This is a genomic window from Streptomyces sp. SID10853 (assembly GCF_010548145.1).
Taxonomy (GTDB): Bacteria; Actinomycetota; Actinomycetes; order Streptomycetales; family Streptomycetaceae; genus Streptomyces.
In genome coordinates this window covers 62,699-79,111 of sequence record NZ_JAAGLN010000001.1, presented here as the reverse complement: position 1 = coordinate 79,111, position 16,413 = coordinate 62,699, and the positions used below count along the sequence as shown (strand labels likewise).

Genomic DNA, 16,413 nt, shown 5'->3' with positions numbered 1-16,413 from the left:
TGTGTGGGGAAGAGGTTCCGGGGGTGGGAGGGGTCTCTTCCCCACACGGCTCTTCCGCTGCGGAGCCCTGTTGCAGGCCCTGCACCGGGTCATGCACTCGTCCGCCGGACGGGACTCTCGCACCGGGCGGCGGACGAGCAGGGGGCCGGCCGTTGACTCCGCCGTACGGAGAGCGTGACCGGGCGCGAGGCGCCTCCTCCTCCCACGCCGCTCAAGCTGGAAGGAGGCCCCAGCCCGGGGTGGGTCAGCCGACGGACACTGCCATGTCCAAGGTGTCCTCGTACGCGTCGGCAAGCACATCGAGGACCTGTCGGTCGATCCGGTCGGGTGCCTCCGCCTCGCGCGTACTGCCGTACCGTTTCCAGTACTGACGGCCGACTTCGGCGTCCATCAGCCGCTCTGCCTGAATGCGCAACGCCCGCTTGGTGAGCAGCCCCACGCGGTATCGCACGGAGAGCATGCTGATCATCCGGTTGACCACGATGGCGTGCAGGTGCTCCTCATCCGTCACCCCTCCCCCTGACGGTGTCCAGACGGCTCGCAGCTCGGCGTTCGTAATCAGCTCGGTGATCCATGTCTGGTGGATCTCAGCAGCGTGCAGAGCCAGGCGCTGCCGGTGGTGTCTCTCGCACATCACGAGCCCGACAGCTGCGGCCCCGGTGGCGGCGAGTACGGCGTGCGATGTCTTCATCCTGGGGTGCCTTCCTGAGCTACGTGCTGTGATGTGTGGCGCGCGATGCGCGCCTGCTCCTCGACCTGCGCGGTCGCCCGGAACAGGGCTCGGCAGAGGCGGGCAAGGTTCTGGGCGCGGTGCGCGACTGCCCGCCGGGTGACGTGCGGGGGTGGCAGGTACAGGCGCCGGCTGGCCTCGCTGAGCGTGGCCTGCGCTCCGTGTCCGGCGGCGGAGTGGGCAGGGATACTGAGACACAGGGTGCACAGCGTGCCGGCCGCGATCCGTCCGTAGGCGGTCAGGTCCTCGACCATGCCCAACGCGATCTCGGGTTCCGGCAGGCCCGGTCCGTTCAGGTCCCAGCCAAGCACTGCGTCGATAAGCACCAGGATCTCTGCCTGGTTGAGGGCCCTGGTGGTGGTGTTCACGCGGCCTCCCCCGACGAGGCGAGAAGCCCGGCGAGTTCCGCGGTGATCTTCAATTCGGGCAGCGCCCGCTCAATCCAGCCGTACTGACCGGCCGGGTTGAGATCCACGAACCACCAACAGCCTTCCGCATCGACCAGGAAATCGAGGGCTGCATAGTGAAGGCGGTAGTGGGTCAGCAAACGCGATACACCAGAACGCACCGCGCAGGGAACCGCGATCGGGGTATAGGTCAGGGCCCCATAATCAGCGCGGAAATCAGCCTTCGCCGCTGCGGAATGGGCGTCGATCCGTGCAGCGAAAAGCCTGCCTTCGACCGAGGTCACCCTCACCTCAAACGCTTTGGGCACCCTCCGCTGGAGCTGGTGAGCGCATCCCGCGATGCTCTCGTCAAGGTCATCTGAGTCCAACGGGGTTGTGTAGAAGACAGCCATCGAATTCGCATACTGAATGGCGGGCCTGGAGATCGATTTGCACATCAACCCGTCCTGCTGGCGCGAGAACCGGAGGGCGCCATCCAGATGGTTACCGATCCAGGTGGGCGGGACCGCGAGGCCGTGGCGAGGCCCCTGCACCAGGACGTCGGCCTTCGACTGCGCGGCGTGCGTGGCCGTGGGGTGGTTCACGTGCAGGCAGTCCGGCAGAGCGGCCAGGACACCGGCCACTCCTGCGGTCGCCTCACGGCCGGCCCACTGGACCTCCTCCTCTGTCATGCCGTCGCCCTTAGCGAAGCGAGCAGGCTGCGGGTGCCACCACCACACCGTTCGGATCTCATTCAGCCGGACATGGTGATCGCGCACGCTGAGCATGCCGGTCCAGTCGGACGGGCCGACAGCGCTCAGCCGGACGTCGTGTGGGAAGTCAGCGAGGTCCAGACGGACCACCCGTGTGCCGAGGCGCTCGATCTCAGGGATGACGAGGTCTGCCGTGACGTCTTCCTGGGTGGTGACGATGACGCAGGTGGGTCTGGGTCCCTCTGGTGATAAAGACATGAAAGGTCTCCGTACATCAACGAGATCAACAGAAGCTGGCTGGCCATCACCACAGGCCGCTGGACCCGTCGTCCTTCTCGCCCGGAATCATCGTGACCGGCCGGGCTTCGGCCGTGCGGGAAGTGATCTGACGGACCGGGTCGAACTCCGGTCTCGATTCCCGGACAGGAAAGGGCTTCGGGGCGGTGCACAGTGTCAGAGCCAGGGGCAGGGACACAAAACCTCCCAACGGAAACGGGACGCAGAAATGCGATGAGCGGGCGGAGTTGATTACCACAAGCGACCGGAGTTATCCGTTTCGTTCGGGGACCCACCTACGTCGGACATGGTGGCGGGAACGACGTGCCCGGCCGGGCGGCGAGTTGTCTGTCGGGTGGGATCAAATGGCAGCAGCGCGGAGCCGGGGGTGGGGATGGGCTTCGGGGCTGTACACAGGGTCAGTGCGAGTAGCAAAAGCACGAGTTCTCCGTTGTTAGTGAGTGGGCGTGTATGGGGGCCTAGGGAATACGGCCGGGCAGTATGGCCAGAGAAAGCAGGGCAAGGCAGGCCAGTGGAAAGGCGGCGCATCCGAGCAAGTACGCCCGCGTGAAGCTGGGTTCGCGCTGTGGCTTCGGCGGAGCGGCGCCGCTGAGAGCTCGGTGCCTCGCGAGGACGTGCCGTGCGAGGGCGCAAAGGAATGCTGGCAGGACGCCGAACTCGAAGAGCGCCCGGCAGATCATGGAGGACCCTCTGCGGAAGTGTTGATCAACAGGCTGCACAAATCGGCGAAACGTCGCGCCTCTTCATCTACGAGGCGGTGCATAACGGGTGTTGGCCTGCGGCAGCGCGTCCTGCGTATGTGGGCGAGGGCCAGCGCGGTGAGAAGTGCGGGGACCACCATGTAGAGGTAGGTGCCCGGCGCCGAGGCGCGGCGGCCTCCCAGAGTGTGTGAGGTCTCGTTTTCTCGGCGCCGGGCGGGTCGGGACTGCTGCTGTGGCGTCACATTCCAGAAAGCAGGCCCGACGTCGGGGGTGAGAGTGCGCGTCACGCGTCGTCTCCCATCAGGTCAAGGATGGCGAGGATGGCGAGGGCGTACCGGCGCAGGTACGCGCGGGATTCCTCCTGGGCCGGTTGTTCATTGCGCAGGAGCCGCAGGAGACGTAGCTCCTCGGTCGGATAGACCTCGGTGCGCCACTGAACGACGTGAATGAGCTGGCCTGTTGCCCTGTGGAATCTGGCGGTGATCCGAGCTGTCTCCTCCTGGGTCAACGGAAGGGCGGGCCTCGGGGGCCGACGCGGCCGGGGAAGCGGGAGGCCGAGGCGGTGTAACAGACCGTCGAGTTTGCGAGCAGGCGCTGGCCTGGGGTCGGGGTCGACGCGAAGCGCGTCCTCCAGGGCGTCGATCAGATCGCCAGGGATCCCTTCGGTGGCGAGCGAGCGGGACAGGGCTGCGGCGAGCATGCGCATCGCCTTGTGGTCGGAGGAGAACGGCCGGCGCAGCAGTCCTGTGGCGGTGGCGTGGTCGACGGCGACCATCAGGACCTCCCCGTGGGGACGCGGAACGTGCACCAGGTGGTTTTGCCGTCGTTGCTGACGCCCCAGTCCTTCGCGAGAACGGCCACGAGGAAGAGACCGCGGCCTGACACGTCATCGTCGCCAGCAGAGCGAAGTTCGGCCGGAGCCGGGTTCCCGTCAGTGACCTCAACGCATAGTTCGTCACCGTCGTACCGCACTCGCAGTCCGACGTCACCGTGACCGTGCTGGACAGAATTGGTGACCAGTTCCGAGACGGCGAGCACCACGTCTCCCGCCAGGCACTCGTCCACCCGCCAGTGGCGCATGCAAGCTCTGGTGACCCGACGCATGCGGGCCACGCTGGAATGCTCCGGGACGAAGGCCACCGAGAACGATCGGGCGGCCGGTGCCGACGCCCGCGCTGTGAGCGGGGTGACGGCTGCGGCGGGGGTCATCGGGAGCCTCCCAGGTGGACGGTGCACGAAAGACGTCGGGGTGTGGCGCGGCATCTCCGGGCACACCTCGTCTCGGTGATCACCAGACGTGTCCGGACGGTAACTAGCGAACACGTGAAGGTGAGGAAGAGGGAAGGAAGTATCAACGAAGTTGACCCGTCAGTAACACTGGTCGGGGTGTCGGGGAGACAGGCCGTCCTGCCATGCTGAGCGGCATGGCCACACTCGATGAAAAACCCGTAACCAGCGATGACTTGCTCCCCCTGGCGCTGACCGGCCTGGGGCATTTCACGTCCATGCGTGTGGACGCCGACCGCACGATTCGCGGCCTCTCCCTGCACATGGAGCGCCTGGTGCGGGACTGCAAGATCGTCTGGGGAGCCCAGCTGGACACCGGACGTGTCCGCGACCACGTACGCGCCGCGCTGGAGGGCCGCGACGGCCCGTGCGTCGTCCGCGTCACCGTCTACGACCCCACCGTGGAGATGGCACACCCGGCCGACGCGAACCAGCCCGGAGTCCTGGTCACCGTCCGCCCGAGCGGGGCCATGCCCCCGCCACCGCTCCGCGCGCAGAGCGTTGAGTACGAACGGGACCTTCCGCAGGTGAAGCATTCGGGCCTGTTCGGTGCTTTGCATGCCCGGCGTACGGCGCAGCTGAACGGATTTGACGACGCGCTGTTCGTCGGCCGCGACGGCTTCGTGAGCGAGGGCGGCACCTGGAACGTCGGCTTCATCGAAAGCACCGGGACCGTGGTATGGCCGAAGGCCCCGGTGCTGCCCGGCGTGACCATGGCCCTGGTCCAGCAGCACGCCGGCACCGCACACCGCACGGCCACCGTCACCCTCGACCAGGCCAAGACCATGGTGGCCGCATTCGCCACGAACACCTCCATCGGCGTAAGGGCGCTGGCAGCCATCGATGAGACCGACCTGCCCACCGACCACCCGGTGCTGACCGAGCTGCGCGAGGCGTACCTGTCCATCCCCGGCGAGACCCTGTAACGGCAGGCGAAGCACGTGACAACGGGGGTCACACGGTGGACCGGCCGAGAAGTCGCCCTGCTCCGCGAGGCGATGCGCATGAACGGCAAGGACTTCGCCGCGACAGTCGGCATCAGCCACCGCCAGCTCGTCAACTGGGAGGGCCGGGGTGAATCGATCAAGCCTCACCCCGGCAACCAGGCCGCGCTGGACACCCTGCTCTCCAGATCCCCCGAGCCCGTCCAGCAGCGCTTCGCACAGCTCCTCACCGAGCGGGCCGCCGCAGGATCCGACGAGCGCGCCGAGGAACTGCTGCGCCGCGACCCCCACACCCTCCGCCACCCCGTCGACGGCAAGATCATGACCCTCGTCGAGGAGGGCATCTACCTCTCCGGCCCCAAAGACGCGGCCGTGTGGCTCGATGCGTTCCGTATCGACGTGTACCCCACGACCAATGTCGACTACGACCGGTTCGTGCGCTCCACCGGACACCGGGCACCACAACACTGGCTCGGCGGCAGTTGCCCGAACTCCCTCTACGACCACCCCGTGGTGTGGGTGACCTGGAGCGACGCCACCGCCTACGCCCGGTGGTGCGGCAAGCAGCTGCCCACCGCCCGTCAGTGGGAGAAGGCCGCCCGAGGCCCAAAGGGGCACGCGTACCCGTGGGGCAGCTCGCCCACGGCCGCGAAGTGCAACACAGCCGAGTCCGGGATCGGCTCCACCACACCCGTCACCCGCTACCAGTCCGGCGTCAGCCCGTACGGCGTCCAGGACCTGTGCGGCAACGTGTGGGAGTGGTGCTCCACACCCGGAACGGACGGAACGAACCGGTTCCAGTTGAAGGGCAGTGCATTCAGCAGCCCCTTCCAGCGCGCAGCGCCGTCCATGGAAAATGCGGCGAGCGTCGGCATGCTGGACAACGACACCGGATTCCGCTGCGTCAGCCCACCCTGACCCGGTGCCGGCACACCTGGACTCGGTAGCCCGGGTGCTCACCTCTGCACCTCTTGGACTTCTGGCACGACCACGGCGACGAACGCCGAGTGCTCCTGGAACCAGTCGAGTTGCCGCCTGTACTCATCAGGGCGCGGGCTGATGACGGAGTGCGTGACCACCACGACCCCGTCCGCGTACCCGCCCCGGATCTGCCGGCGCACACGGCACCACCCCGGCCGCCCCTCCGGGTCCGTCGCACCGTGGTGATCGGTGTAGGACTGCCCGGCCCCGACCTTCCAGGACTGACGGGCGGCGAAGGCCCCGGTCGCGTCCAAGGAGTGCCGCGGCTCGTGCCCGCCAACGGACAGCGAGTACAGGCATACCCGCGGCACCCGACTCCTGGCGTGGAGCTGCGCGACTATACGCCCGAGGTGGCCGCGCCGTGCCGCCGCAAGCTGCGCGTACGAGTCGGGCTCAACGCGGACCGTCTCGGGGTGGCAGAGCGCATCGAACGCGCGCTCCTGTTCCATCCAGGACTGGTTTGTGCGGGCGGTGCTCTGGCGCATTGCTGGCCTCGGCTCGTCGGGGTGAAGGACTTGGTCGCGCAGCCCGGCCCCCGAAGTTCCCTGGCGGGCCTCGCAGGAGCTGGGCCGCGCGGGCTTCGGGGGCGCACGCCACCATGGGCTGGAGCGAACGAGGTTCACGATCAGCCGCACAACTACCGTGCTGCATGTGCGATTTACTGTGCAAGGGCATTCGCGGTGATTCAGAAATTGGCAAATGCCCAAGCACAGGCAAGGGGTTGTTCAAGGGGGCACAGGGGGTGGCAGACTCGTGGGCACGACCCGCAACGGCAGCATTCATAGGGCACGTTGGGCACCGACAGGGCTGGGGAGGGCTACGCAATGGCAGCGAAACGGGGAGCGACGTTCCGACGCAGGGAACTGGGAAAGGAGCTACGGAAGCTCCGCGAGAAGAAGGACCTCACGCTCCAGGACGTGGGTAAGAGCTTGAAGTTCTCCCACACGAAGCTCGCACGTGTCGAGCTCGGAGAGAACGATCTGCCCCGGGTAGCGGACCTGGAAGCCCTCATGGTCCTGTACGAGCTGGACAGCAAGGACGACAGGGAGACGCTTCTGCAGCTTCACCGAGAGTCGTTGAGCAAGGAACCCTGGACTCCCTACCGCCACGTCATGCCGTCCAAGATGCCGACCTACCGCGGGCTGGAGCAGGATGCGAAGGCGATGCGCGCCTTCGAGCCGGCGGTTGTCTTCGGCCTTCTGCAGACCGAAGCCTACGCACGAGCCCTGTTCTTGCTGGCGAAGCCTGTGGACGAGACGAGGACCGAGTTCGTCGAGACGAACGTTCGGCTCCGGATGGAACGCCGGGAGCTGATCACTCGCGATGACAACCCGCTGCAGCTGCGCGTCATCATGGATGAGGCTTCCGTACGGCGCATGGTGGCCGGGCCAGATGTGATGCGGGCACAGTACGACTTGATCGCGGAGCTGAATCAACTCGACAACGTGATCATCCAGATCCTTCAAAACTCAGTGGTCAGCTACCGAGCGCAGAGCAACTTCATCCTTCTTGACTTCCCTGATGCTCTGGATCCGATCGCGCAGGTGGACATGCCCGACACGATCAGTGTCACCGACTCGGCGAATACTGTTCAGAACTACATCCGCCGCTTTGACGCTATGCGTGAAAGCGCCCTGGCTCCGGCAGAGACTGCCGGGTTCCTGCACCGACTAGCAAGAGAGTGGAAGTAGCCATCAATATCAAGAGCACGGCCCCTGCCCTGACCGAAGCAGCCTGGTTCAAGTCCTCGTACAGCAACGACCAGGGAGGCGCTTGCCTTGAGGTCGCTGACCTCCGGCATACCCGAAACCGGGTCGCTGTCCGGGACTCTAAGGACCCTAACGGACCGGTCCTCACCTTCGACCCCTCGGCGTTCGTCGGTTTCGTGGACGGCGCAGCCGCTGGGCGCTTCGACATCTGATTGCTGCAAGAGCGGTCCGTTTCCCCCCACGGCAGATGCGGGGGGAAACGGGCCGCTGTCGTACAGCCGTACCCATGGGTCAGTGGAGCGTACCCCTGCGTGATCGACAGTGGGAAGGCGACACCCTGGGCTGCGAAAGAGGGATGAGGGCAGCCTTCGAGGAGTTTTGGAAGGTGAGGACATGGCAGTTCGGCGCCCCTAAGTTCGGGGTCGCCTTCCCTCTGCCGAGCATCGCACGGTTCCTGAACGCGGCCCCTGGTCGATGCCCTGCAGCGCGCGCTGGCGGAAGACATCATGACGGCGCTCGCCCCTCACCGGGCTGACGTGGGCGTGGCGTCGCTCCTCGAAGACGCGATCCGCGACGGCCCGGCGGAGCGACAGCACGACCTTGGCGACGACTCCCGGCTGTCCTCGCTATCAAGTCACCTCACCACCTACCGGCTGCCGACGGGGTTCCTGCTCTGCCTGCCGTACCGCAGTCGAAATTGAGCATTCGCCCTCGTCCTGGGCGTTGGTCCGGAAGGATGGCCGCATGTCTGTCACTCCTGCTACGGAGGCCGTCGACCCGAGCGCGCGAGTTCTCGGCCTGGAGATGAGCCTGCTGCTTCCCTCCTCGGCACCGGCTTCTTGGAGCCCTGCAGTCCATGAGGCGGCTCGTCTGCTCGCTGGCCAGCCCTGGGAGCGGGGTGATTCGTCGCCCACCGATCTGCTCACGTTGAGCCTACTTCTGTTCGCCCGCACGTACTCCGGCGACCGCGTGCCCCACGATGTCCCAGTCGCCGAGCTGCGCGAGGCCCTGGCCGGGCCGGCGGACTGTGAGCCAAAGATCATCGACGAGATGACTCAGGCTCTGGCCGAGACTGGGCAGAGAACCACCATTACAGATCCGGATACTGCTCTGTGGAGCTTGTTCAATTCGGCCCGTGATCAGTACGCTGGCCGCCTCAACGCGAGTGGACTGGCTGACGACATCGAACCTCCCAGCCCGGGCCCTTCCCCTATGAGGGGCGCTACCGATCGCCTGGGCCAGCTCTTCGCTGAGTACGCGGAGGACCGTGAGCGGGCCGTCGCACCACGGGTCGCTTCTAGCCCTCTCGTCATCAAGGCCCACCAGTTCAAGCTTGTGAGCACCGACAGCATCGTTCCACTGCGCTGTATATACGGTGACGATGTGCTTGAGGTGCACGTCGACGGTCCGGTGGCCACCCTGGAATGCAGCAAGGGGCACGTCCATCCACTCCGGGCGCGGCTGGACGCTGCACACGTACGGATGGCTGTCGCCCGGGCTACGGGCTCCCGCCCCTCTGCCCCGGGGACGCACCAACTTGGAGAGCTGCTGATTGCGACGCCGGACCTGCCCCGGCACCTCGACCCGGCGGAGACCAATGTGTTCCTGCGGGCAGCGGTGAACCGGACGAGCGTCGGCATGCGAACCGGGATTGTCGAGCGGATCACGAGGCGGGTCAGGGGCTTCTCCGCCCGCCCCCGCTGACCGGCTGCGGCTCAGGGGAGGCGGCTCAGGTCGAAGTCAGCGCTCACGGCGCCGTGATCTGACAGCTCCTTGTCCACTGGCTCCAGGTCCACCCGGTAGTCGTCAAGAGCCGGGGCCAGGTCGGGACTCATGAGGATGAGGTCCTGGCGCCGGGGGACGTCGCCGTCGCCGAACGCTGCCGTCGCGGCCATTTCCTGTTTGAAGGGATGGCTGGCGTCCTTGAAGCCGGCGCGGGCGAGGAGTTCGGTCGCGTCCCGATCGGAGACCTCCTCCTCGCGGGGCAGGCGCAGCTGTCCGTTAACGGCATGCGCTGGTAGCTGGCCCCAGTCAGGCTCCGGAAATTCGAGGCCGATGCAGTTGACGTCACCGACGATCAACGATCGGCGGCCGGGAGCGGCAAGGACCCCGAGGGGCGACACCTCGCGCGCCCTGTTACGCGGGTCGAAGGGGTCCAGATGCAGGTTTCGCAACTCCAGCAGACCTTCCAAGCCCGGCAGGATCAGGTTCGCCCAGCCCATGACGTGGTGATACCGATTCCGGTCAGCGTCCTGCGCGGCGACCTGCACGCGGCGGCTCAGCATGATCACGGTGTGGAACCGGTGACCGCTGGTGGTCTCGTTGGCATACGCGAGATGGGCGCTGCCCATGCCGAGGGCGTTGAGGGTTTGGTACATGCGCCGCTTGCCGAGAAGGTCCCAGAAATTGCACTCCTGCAACGCGAGGATGTCCGCCTCAAGCCCTCTGAGGTACTCGACCTGTCCGTGCCATCGGTCGTCGGCGCCGAGTCCGAAGTCATCGTGACCGCCGAACAGCGTGTTGAATGTGACGACTCTGATCGTGGTCACTTTGGGTCTCCTAACAGGACTGTTGACGGCCGCGAGTGGCTGGTGCCGGGGTCGCTCCAATCCACTGCGGCCTACCAGTGCAGGGGAGTCCCGCTCCGCCAGGGCTGGTCGCCCAGCCTCCAACTCGAACGGCTTCCTGGGGAACGGTATCGACCGGTCACGGCACTGGGGTACTGCTTTCGGTTATGTGGCTGGAACTCCCCCTAGGCGTGCTTTCTCATAGGGTGAGTTGGTTCTGCGACCCGCACCGCGTGCCTGAGCCGCCACTGCTCCAGCACCGCATGCAGCAACTGGGTTGCCGTGGCAGTGCGCTGGCCTATAGGTGAAGATCGAGAACAAGACAACCAGCCCGGACCCGCGCTCCGCCTTTGGGCCGCTCGGCCAGTCAAAGATGTATCCCGCAATGACCAGATGTGGCGCCGAGGCGTTCGGGAATCAGTCCGACCTGCGAGTGCGCCGATATCGCGTCCCCCAACAGGTGTATGACCGAGCGCCACAAGTTACTGTACGTATGCAATGCAGTGCCCTTTGTGATCAATCTTCTATGGTCGACGGGAGATCAACTCCCGCTCCTTGGAGATTTCGTGGCACTTTTCCGCGCTCGTCTGGCCCTGCTCTGCTCGGCTGCGGCTTTCACCGCAGCCGCCTTGGCGCCCGTTCAACTTGCCGGGGCGCAACCCGCCGCTGCGGCGGGATATCAGTGGGTCGCCCTGGGTGACTCCTACACCGCCGGGGTCATCCAAGCCGCCGGGGACACCTTCGAATACCCCCGCGACGGCTGCGACCGCACCGACCAGTCATACCCCCAGGTCATCGAACGTGAACTCGGCTCACTCTTCGACCTGACCAATGTCAGCTGCGGGGCCGCCACCATCGAGAACGTCACGTCCCAGCCCCAGGAGCCGGTCGGCCGTCATCTGCCGCCCATCTCCTCGGACCCGGACTACCCCTTCCCCGCGGTGCCGCCCCAGTCCGAGGCCGTGGGTCCCGGCACCGACGTGGTCACCGTCGGCGTGGGCGGCAACACCCTCGGTTTTGCCGACATCCTCCTCAAGTGCCAGGAGCTGGGCTCGGGCAGCGGCGGTGTGGGCACCCCGTGCAAGGATGATCTGGCCGGAGGCATCGCCGCCCGGCTGAACAAGGTGAGCCGCCAGTACAACGAGATGCTCACCGTGCTCCATGAGCGTGCCCCGCACGCGAAGGTCCTGGCCGTCGGCTACCCCACGGTCATCCCCCAGGACACCTCCAAGTGCCGCTACAACGACCTGGAACAGTTCGGCTCCATCACCCAGGGCGACCTGGACTGGCTGCGCACCGACGTGCTGGAACCCCTCAACAAGGCCATCGGGAAATCGGCTGGCACTCATGACGCGGCCCGCTTCGTCGACCTCTACGGCTCCTCTCACAGCCACAGCGTCTGCGACGCCGGCAGGTGGGTGGATGGCATCTTCACCCGCTTCCCCGACCAACCGGCCCTCGTGCACCCCAACGTCCGCGGCCACCGAAATGCAGCCGACCACATCGCAGCAGCAATGCTGGACGCCACGGACTGACCCACGGGGCGCACCCGCCGCGAACCGCCCCTGGTACATGCCGGGGGCGGGTTCCATGCCGGAGCAACTGCACGCCCCTGAGGGGCGCTTACTATGTCCGACCTAGCCCTTACGGTGGAGGGCGGAGACGGTCACATGAGGTGGCCCGGCAGCTGAAGGGCGGGGGCGTGGAGAGGTTCTTCTCCTCGAAGAGGACATGGTCGGGCGGCGGCTCATATCTACACTTCATCGCGCAACTGGATGATCCGAAGTACGTGGAGTTCGCGAAGGCGTACGAGGGGCTGTTGTCGACGTACGGAGAGCGGGTCGGTACGGTCCCGCCCAAGTGGCTGCATTGGACCGTGCAGGGGGTCCACCACGGCCTTACCCGGGACCAAGTGGAACGGGTAGTCGAGAGCGTCCGAAAGGACCTGGCCTGGAACGGCACTTCTGCGACCGTGCAGATGGGCCCAGTATGGCCGGGGCCGAGCGCGCTGACGGTAGCTATGTACCCGGAGAACAAGCTGGCCGCGCTCACCGCGAGGGTCCGCACGGCGGTATCGGCAGTGGAAGGCATCAGGCTCCGGCCAGCTGGACCGCGGGCCTGGCCGCACTCCACCGTGGCGTATTACCGCTCCGAGGACGTACACGATGCCGCGTTTAACCGGCAAGTTCGTGACAGTCGCCCCGACCGCTTCGAGATTACGATCGATCGCCTACACGCCGTGTACATGCGTCAGGATGTCGACCGCGGTTACTACACCTGGAATCACCTTGCGGCGCTCACGCTGTGTGGCACGCCGAAGCTCACGGTCGGCGAACGACTCGCCGAGTTGGCAGCCCAAGCCAGCAGAGAGGGCGACGAGCGGTGGCAAGCCGCGTGGGAAAGGGTCTGTGCCATCGTCACGCCAGGTCTTGGGTCCCAGGAGATCCCCCACAATGGGGCCTCGGACGTGGACGGCAGCAGTGCGCTGGCCATCGCTTTTTACCTCCTGGCGTGTGAGCGCAAAGCCCCCGTCGCAGCCCTGACGCGCGATGACGTGGAGGAACTGGCTGGGAACTGGACGGACTTCAGCCAGCCCCGGATGCAGGACCGGTGGACTCGCCGACTCGAAGCGCTCGGGCATCGGATGGACGACCCAGACGACCCGGTCATGGTCCGCTGGCGCGCCCTGTCCCTTGAGTATCCCGAGCCCGATCCAGACAATCCCGACGCCAGCACGTACCGCGTCGGCCACGCGGGAGAATCCGGGCTGCGGCCGCTGCTGGCAGAGCTCCGAGACCGTCTCCGGTTTTGAATCTCTTGACGCCACTGATCACTAAATCCGTGGTGCGCGACGATACTTCTTCCGCGCAGTGCCAAATCACGAGCCGATTGGGCATTGTCGAATGCGCCTGAGGCAACCAACGGGGTGGATCACGACCGATATGCCTCGCTGGTTGCCTGAACCCGTCATGGCAGGGTTCTTCGGCACATAGAGTGAGAATGCCACGGCTACCGGCACCCACCTCGCCTGCCCGTTCATTTGTTCGGGCGCGTCCTACGACGGTGAGGGGAGGGTGAGATGGGAGCACACGGAAAGCCGCGGACCAAGCGGCTGACCGGCCGCCGAATCTGGTTACTCATCCAGATTGTGATCTGGATGAGCGACCGCTTCGGCAGCCAGTAGCCGACAGGGCGCCGGCCGTTGGGATGGCCATCTTCGGCGGTCGGTGCCCGTATCTCGCACTGCCTGCGATCTTGTCGCTGGCCTCTTGGCAACTTCGAGCATAGCCGTAGAAACCTGTCGCTGCCTCAACTTAGCCACGTATACGGGGGCGTCCCAACGCGCCGTCCAGGCCACCTACTCACGTGAGTAGGTCACTTGGGACTGCTCATCGAGCAGCTCCCTCATCGAGCTGTTTCAGGCGTCCGGAGCCAGTTTTCAGCAGCAGCAGCCGCCGGCGCCCCCGGCACAGAGCATGCGAACGGCCGCTAAATCGCAGGGCCGTCGAAGGGCTCTGTAGAGAAGGGGCCTTCTGCCGTGGTGATTTCACCGTAGGCTGCGGGCCGTTGGATCGGAGTTGCGTGAGCACCGTCGCCCTCGCCTTTCGGTGGCTGGGACCTGGGCCCTGCCAGCAACTTCGTGATGACCTGCTCCGCACTTCCCGGGGTCAGGCGCGTCGCGCCGTACGGCCCCACGGTGTATCCGATGCGATGCCCGTGCAGGTGTAGTTCCTCCACCGCTTGAACACCAGCGTCAACGTCCGACACGTCGTCCGGGGGAACGAGAGCATGCAGTTCTTCTGCCCACTCCCAGCCGAGATCGCGGAGAACGGATCGGGCTTCCTCCTGCTCCCAACCGCTTTGTGCGACCAGGGCGTGATCATGCTCTGTCGAGAAGACCACGGCGGGGTCCGTCATCATCGACCGGTCTCCCCACGGCGCTCGGGGACCTGCGACTCCTCGGACTCATTACCGGCTCGTGGAGGCCAGGCCGCGAGCTGAAAGCGCGCCGGCCTGTCTACGTGTCGCCCGACTCTGCATTCGTCTCCGGCCTGTCCGAGGGCCTTGTTCATCCTGGTGAGGAATCGGTCGTACTGCTCGTGCCAGACAACCGACGATCCAGCGACCGCGTACGCCTCGGTTCTGGCGAAGGCCAGGGCCGCGATCTCATACCCAAGGCCCTCATGCTCCGTCCAGCAAGGCGGGATGACGTCCTGGGGTTGCCAGGCGTACCGCCCGTTCAGCCAGCGGCACACGGAGTCGAGCCATGTGGGCATCTGATCAAGCAATTCCGCTGGCAGGGCTCCGAGGTCCCAGGGAGCGGGGCCCTCCACCACGGAGTCCTCTGTGCTCCGCTCGGCGATGTAGTCCAAGATCAGTGCAGGAAGCTCAGGGAAGGGCTCGAACTGGGTCAAGGTCTCGGTCATGCGGCAGCCGCTCCTTGACGGCTGGCCCACGCTGTCGCGTGGGCATTGGCCTGGTTCATCTTCTCCGTGGCCCGCCGGGTCCGCTCGGCTTCGTTGGCAGCTCGCAGGTCTCGGACGTGACCCTCGATCTCGGACCAGGAATCCCAGGTCCACATGCCGTCAAGCCGGGTGACGATCGACGGGAGGTTGTCCGCGAGGACAAGGGCGTTTCCCTCGGGCAGGCCCCTGATCTCGTCTCCTCGAAGGACGGGTTCGAGCGCCATATGCGTGGCTGTCGAGTGACCGCCCCTGTCCCCGCCGGACGTTGTCTTCGTCGTGCGCTCTCGTTCGACCTGACCGCACAGGTCGGACATGTCCTTGAGGAAGTCAGGATCCTTGTCCCCGGGCAGGACGATGACGTTGTTGGTGAAGGCTGCCAGCTCCTTGGCGGTGTCCTCACCGAAGCGGGCACGAGCAGACGCCCATGCCTGGAGGCCGTAGATGACCGTGATGCCACGGCCCCGGCCGTCGGCCACGCGCTGACGGAGGCTGGGGATGGGCGCGATGTTTGGTGCCTCGTCCAGGGCTGCGAGGAGAGGGGGGTCCAGCCGCCCGGCCGGGGAGACGAGGGCGTGTTCCTCCGCGAGGTCCAGAAGATCTTCGGCTATCGCGGTGGTCAGCGGTGCGACGCTGTTCACCTCCGAGTCCTTGCCTAGAAGGTAGAGAGTGCCTCCGGCGTCGAGGAAGGCGTCGAAGTCCGTGGGGTCCTCGCCGTCTCCCTGGAGGGAGTCGATCACCGACTGGTGCATGAAGGGTTCGAGAGCCGCATCGAGGGACGTGGCGGTGTTGCCGACGGTGCGGCTGTCACCGGTAGTGGCCGTGCGAAGCATGTCCGCCCATCCGGGGCCGGCGCCGGGGTGAGCGTCGAGGATGCCGAGGGGCGCCGGGTCGGTGAGCTTGCGGGCCCACCGCAGTACCCATTCGAGGGAGGCGCCGTCGAGGGCTGCGGCGTGGAGGAAGGCAGCCAGGATCTTGGCAGCCTGCCCTTTGTAGAAGGTGCTGCCCTCGCTGGATTGTGCTGCGCTGTTGGGGGTGCGCGAGCCCGCGACGAACGACTTCCCGCGCATCATCGCCACCTCCGTGTCGGCTGCCCCATTAATAGGCGTCCACCGGAAGCGCGGGAGGCTCGGAGCGATGTTCTGCGGGTCGAAGACCGCGACGGGGCGGCCGCCCTGCCGCCGGGCGTCGAGGGTCAGTTCGACCAGATCGGGCTTGGTCGAGGTGGCCAGGACCGGCCCGGCCCACTTGCGGATCAGCGGGGCGAAGAACCTCAGCGTCTTTCCGCTGCCCATCGGGCCGATGACCCGGCATGCCTTGTCGGCGCGGGACCAGAGATCGACGCCCTTCGGGCGCTGCGAGGTGCCGAGCGAGTAGCCGAAGTCGTGAGGATCGAGGGTGTGGCGCATAACGTGCTCCGGAGCGAGGGGTGCTGAAGGGGATGGGTCAAGAACCGGCGGATGGGCTCTTCGCGAGGCTCACAGCGGATGTTGGGGCGGCATGGCCGCGCGTAAGGGAGGGGCGGATCTCCGTGGCTTTCAAGATCGCCTTCGCCGACATCTGACGTTTGAGCCGCCCCCTGTCCGCGAATCCGGCGTTGCGTCGACGGCGGTTCGTCAGGAGCCAGAGCGTCAC

17 protein-coding genes are annotated in these 16,413 nt (G+C 66.2%); 8 read left to right on the top strand and 9 right to left on the bottom strand.

Annotation, left to right across the window (positions count from 1 at the left end):
* Positions 1-244: 244 nt before the first annotated feature.
* The 5 genes from G3I19_RS00385 to G3I19_RS00365 form a co-directional block, all read right to left on the bottom strand.
* Positions 245-691 carry a DUF6082 family protein gene (locus tag G3I19_RS00385; protein WP_164258149.1) on the bottom strand — a complete coding sequence of 149 codons (447 nt, stop codon included), beginning with the start codon at positions 689-691 and terminating at the stop codon, positions 245-247.
* Positions 688-1,098, bottom strand: coding sequence for a DUF6415 family natural product biosynthesis protein (locus tag G3I19_RS00380; protein WP_164258147.1), 411 nt, complete (start codon positions 1,096-1,098; stop codon positions 688-690). Before G3I19_RS00380 ends, G3I19_RS00385 begins: the two co-directional genes overlap by 4 nt.
* The gene (locus tag G3I19_RS00375) at positions 1,095-2,087 is read right to left on the bottom strand and encodes an MvdC/MvdD family ATP grasp protein (RefSeq protein ID WP_164258145.1); all 993 of its coding nucleotides are present in this window, start codon (positions 2,085-2,087) and stop codon (positions 1,095-1,097) included. The genes G3I19_RS00380 and G3I19_RS00375 overlap by 4 nt, the downstream gene beginning before the upstream one ends.
* A gap of 1,023 nt (positions 2,088-3,110) precedes the next feature.
* On the bottom strand, positions 3,111-3,602 hold the full coding sequence (locus G3I19_RS00370; RefSeq protein ID WP_164258143.1) for a hypothetical protein: 492 nt from the start codon (positions 3,600-3,602) through the stop codon (positions 3,111-3,113).
* Positions 3,602-4,036, bottom strand: coding sequence for an ATP-binding protein (locus G3I19_RS00365; protein WP_164258137.1), 435 nt, complete (start codon positions 4,034-4,036; stop codon positions 3,602-3,604). The genes G3I19_RS00370 and G3I19_RS00365 overlap by 1 nt, the downstream gene beginning before the upstream one ends.
* A 215-nt stretch (positions 4,037-4,251) precedes the next feature.
* Between G3I19_RS00365 and G3I19_RS00360 the strand changes: the two genes are divergently transcribed.
* Both G3I19_RS00360 and G3I19_RS00355 read left to right on the top strand, forming a co-directional pair.
* Positions 4,252-5,040 carry an aminotransferase class IV family protein gene (locus G3I19_RS00360; protein ID WP_164258135.1) on the top strand — a complete coding sequence of 263 codons (789 nt, stop codon included), beginning with the start codon at positions 4,252-4,254 and terminating at the stop codon, positions 5,038-5,040.
* A gap of 15 nt (positions 5,041-5,055) precedes the next feature.
* Complete coding sequence (locus G3I19_RS00355) at positions 5,056-5,976, top strand: SUMF1/EgtB/PvdO family nonheme iron enzyme (RefSeq protein ID WP_343234936.1); 921 nt, start codon at positions 5,056-5,058, stop codon at positions 5,974-5,976.
* Between the two features lie 38 nt (positions 5,977-6,014).
* Here G3I19_RS00355 and G3I19_RS00350 read toward each other — a convergent pair whose 3' ends face one another.
* The gene (locus G3I19_RS00350; RefSeq protein ID WP_239073852.1) at positions 6,015-6,488 is read right to left on the bottom strand and encodes a hypothetical protein; all 474 of its coding nucleotides are present in this window, start codon (positions 6,486-6,488) and stop codon (positions 6,015-6,017) included.
* A gap of 342 nt (positions 6,489-6,830) precedes the next feature.
* Here G3I19_RS00350 and G3I19_RS00345 point away from each other — a divergent pair, with 342 nt between their 5' ends.
* The 4 genes from G3I19_RS00345 to G3I19_RS00330 all read left to right on the top strand — a co-directional run bounded on the left by G3I19_RS00345 (position 6,831) and on the right by G3I19_RS00330 (position 9,452).
* A complete protein-coding gene (locus G3I19_RS00345) occupies positions 6,831-7,730 on the top strand; it encodes a helix-turn-helix transcriptional regulator (RefSeq protein WP_239073851.1) in 900 nt (299 codons plus the stop codon).
* A gap of 8 nt (positions 7,731-7,738) precedes the next feature.
* The gene (locus G3I19_RS00340; RefSeq protein WP_164258349.1) at positions 7,739-7,960 is read left to right on the top strand and encodes a DUF397 domain-containing protein; all 222 of its coding nucleotides are present in this window, start codon (positions 7,739-7,741) and stop codon (positions 7,958-7,960) included.
* A gap of 294 nt (positions 7,961-8,254) precedes the next feature.
* Positions 8,255-8,449 carry a hypothetical protein gene (locus G3I19_RS00335; RefSeq protein ID WP_164258131.1) on the top strand — a complete coding sequence of 65 codons (195 nt, stop codon included), beginning with the start codon at positions 8,255-8,257 and terminating at the stop codon, positions 8,447-8,449.
* A 43-nt stretch (positions 8,450-8,492) separates the two neighbouring features.
* Positions 8,493-9,452, top strand: a complete 960-nt coding sequence (locus tag G3I19_RS00330) for a hypothetical protein (protein ID WP_164258129.1) — start codon at positions 8,493-8,495, stop codon at positions 9,450-9,452.
* Between the two features lie 11 nt (positions 9,453-9,463).
* Here G3I19_RS00330 and G3I19_RS00325 read toward each other — a convergent pair whose 3' ends face one another.
* Complete coding sequence (locus G3I19_RS00325; RefSeq protein WP_164258127.1) at positions 9,464-10,297, bottom strand: endonuclease/exonuclease/phosphatase family protein; 834 nt, start codon at positions 10,295-10,297, stop codon at positions 9,464-9,466.
* 584 nt (positions 10,298-10,881) lie between these two features.
* Here G3I19_RS00325 and G3I19_RS00320 point away from each other — a divergent pair.
* Together G3I19_RS00320 and G3I19_RS00315 are read left to right on the top strand one after the other, a co-directional pair.
* The gene (locus G3I19_RS00320; RefSeq protein ID WP_343234935.1) at positions 10,882-11,850 is read left to right on the top strand and encodes an SGNH/GDSL hydrolase family protein; all 969 of its coding nucleotides are present in this window, start codon (positions 10,882-10,884) and stop codon (positions 11,848-11,850) included.
* Between the two features lie 140 nt (positions 11,851-11,990).
* Positions 11,991-13,127, top strand: a complete 1,137-nt coding sequence (locus G3I19_RS00315; protein ID WP_164258125.1) for a hypothetical protein — start codon at positions 11,991-11,993, stop codon at positions 13,125-13,127.
* 1,105 nt (positions 13,128-14,232) lie between these two features.
* Here the strand turns inward: G3I19_RS00315 and G3I19_RS00310 are convergent.
* Positions 14,233-14,742 (bottom strand): hypothetical protein, encoded by a 510-nt coding sequence (locus G3I19_RS00310; RefSeq protein ID WP_239073850.1) that lies wholly within the window; start codon positions 14,740-14,742, stop codon positions 14,233-14,235.
* Entirely contained in the window at positions 14,739-16,187 is a 1,449-nt protein-coding gene (locus G3I19_RS00305; protein ID WP_164258123.1) for a TraM recognition domain-containing protein, read from the bottom strand. Before G3I19_RS00305 ends, G3I19_RS00310 begins: the two co-directional genes overlap by 4 nt.
* Between the last annotated feature and the right edge of the window lie 226 nt (positions 16,188-16,413).

Excerpts from the sequence above, each read along its gene's own strand:
- G3I19_RS00385 (WP_164258149.1), bottom strand. The coding sequence starts at position 691 with ATGAAGACATCGCACGCCGTACTCGCCGCCACCGGGGCCGCAGCTGTC.
- G3I19_RS00375 (WP_164258145.1), bottom strand. The coding sequence starts at position 2,087 with ATGTCTTTATCACCAGAGGGACCCAGACCCACCTGCGTCATCGTCACC.
- G3I19_RS00370 (WP_164258143.1), bottom strand. The coding sequence starts at position 3,602 with ATGGTCGCCGTCGACCACGCCACCGCCACAGGACTGCTGCGCCGGCCG.
- G3I19_RS00365 (WP_164258137.1), bottom strand. The coding sequence starts at position 4,036 with ATGACCCCCGCCGCAGCCGTCACCCCGCTCACAGCGCGGGCGTCGGCA.
- G3I19_RS00360 (WP_164258135.1), top strand. The coding sequence starts at position 4,252 with ATGGCCACACTCGATGAAAAACCCGTAACCAGCGATGACTTGCTCCCC.
- G3I19_RS00350 (WP_239073852.1), bottom strand. The coding sequence starts at position 6,488 with ATGGAACAGGAGCGCGCGTTCGATGCGCTCTGCCACCCCGAGACGGTC.
- G3I19_RS00335 (WP_164258131.1), top strand. The coding sequence starts at position 8,255 with ATGACGGCGCTCGCCCCTCACCGGGCTGACGTGGGCGTGGCGTCGCTC.
- G3I19_RS00330 (WP_164258129.1), top strand. The coding sequence starts at position 8,493 with ATGTCTGTCACTCCTGCTACGGAGGCCGTCGACCCGAGCGCGCGAGTT.
- G3I19_RS00310 (WP_239073850.1), bottom strand. The coding sequence starts at position 14,742 with ATGACCGAGACCTTGACCCAGTTCGAGCCCTTCCCTGAGCTTCCTGCA.
- G3I19_RS00305 (WP_164258123.1), bottom strand. The coding sequence starts at position 16,187 with ATGCGCCACACCCTCGATCCTCACGACTTCGGCTACTCGCTCGGCACC.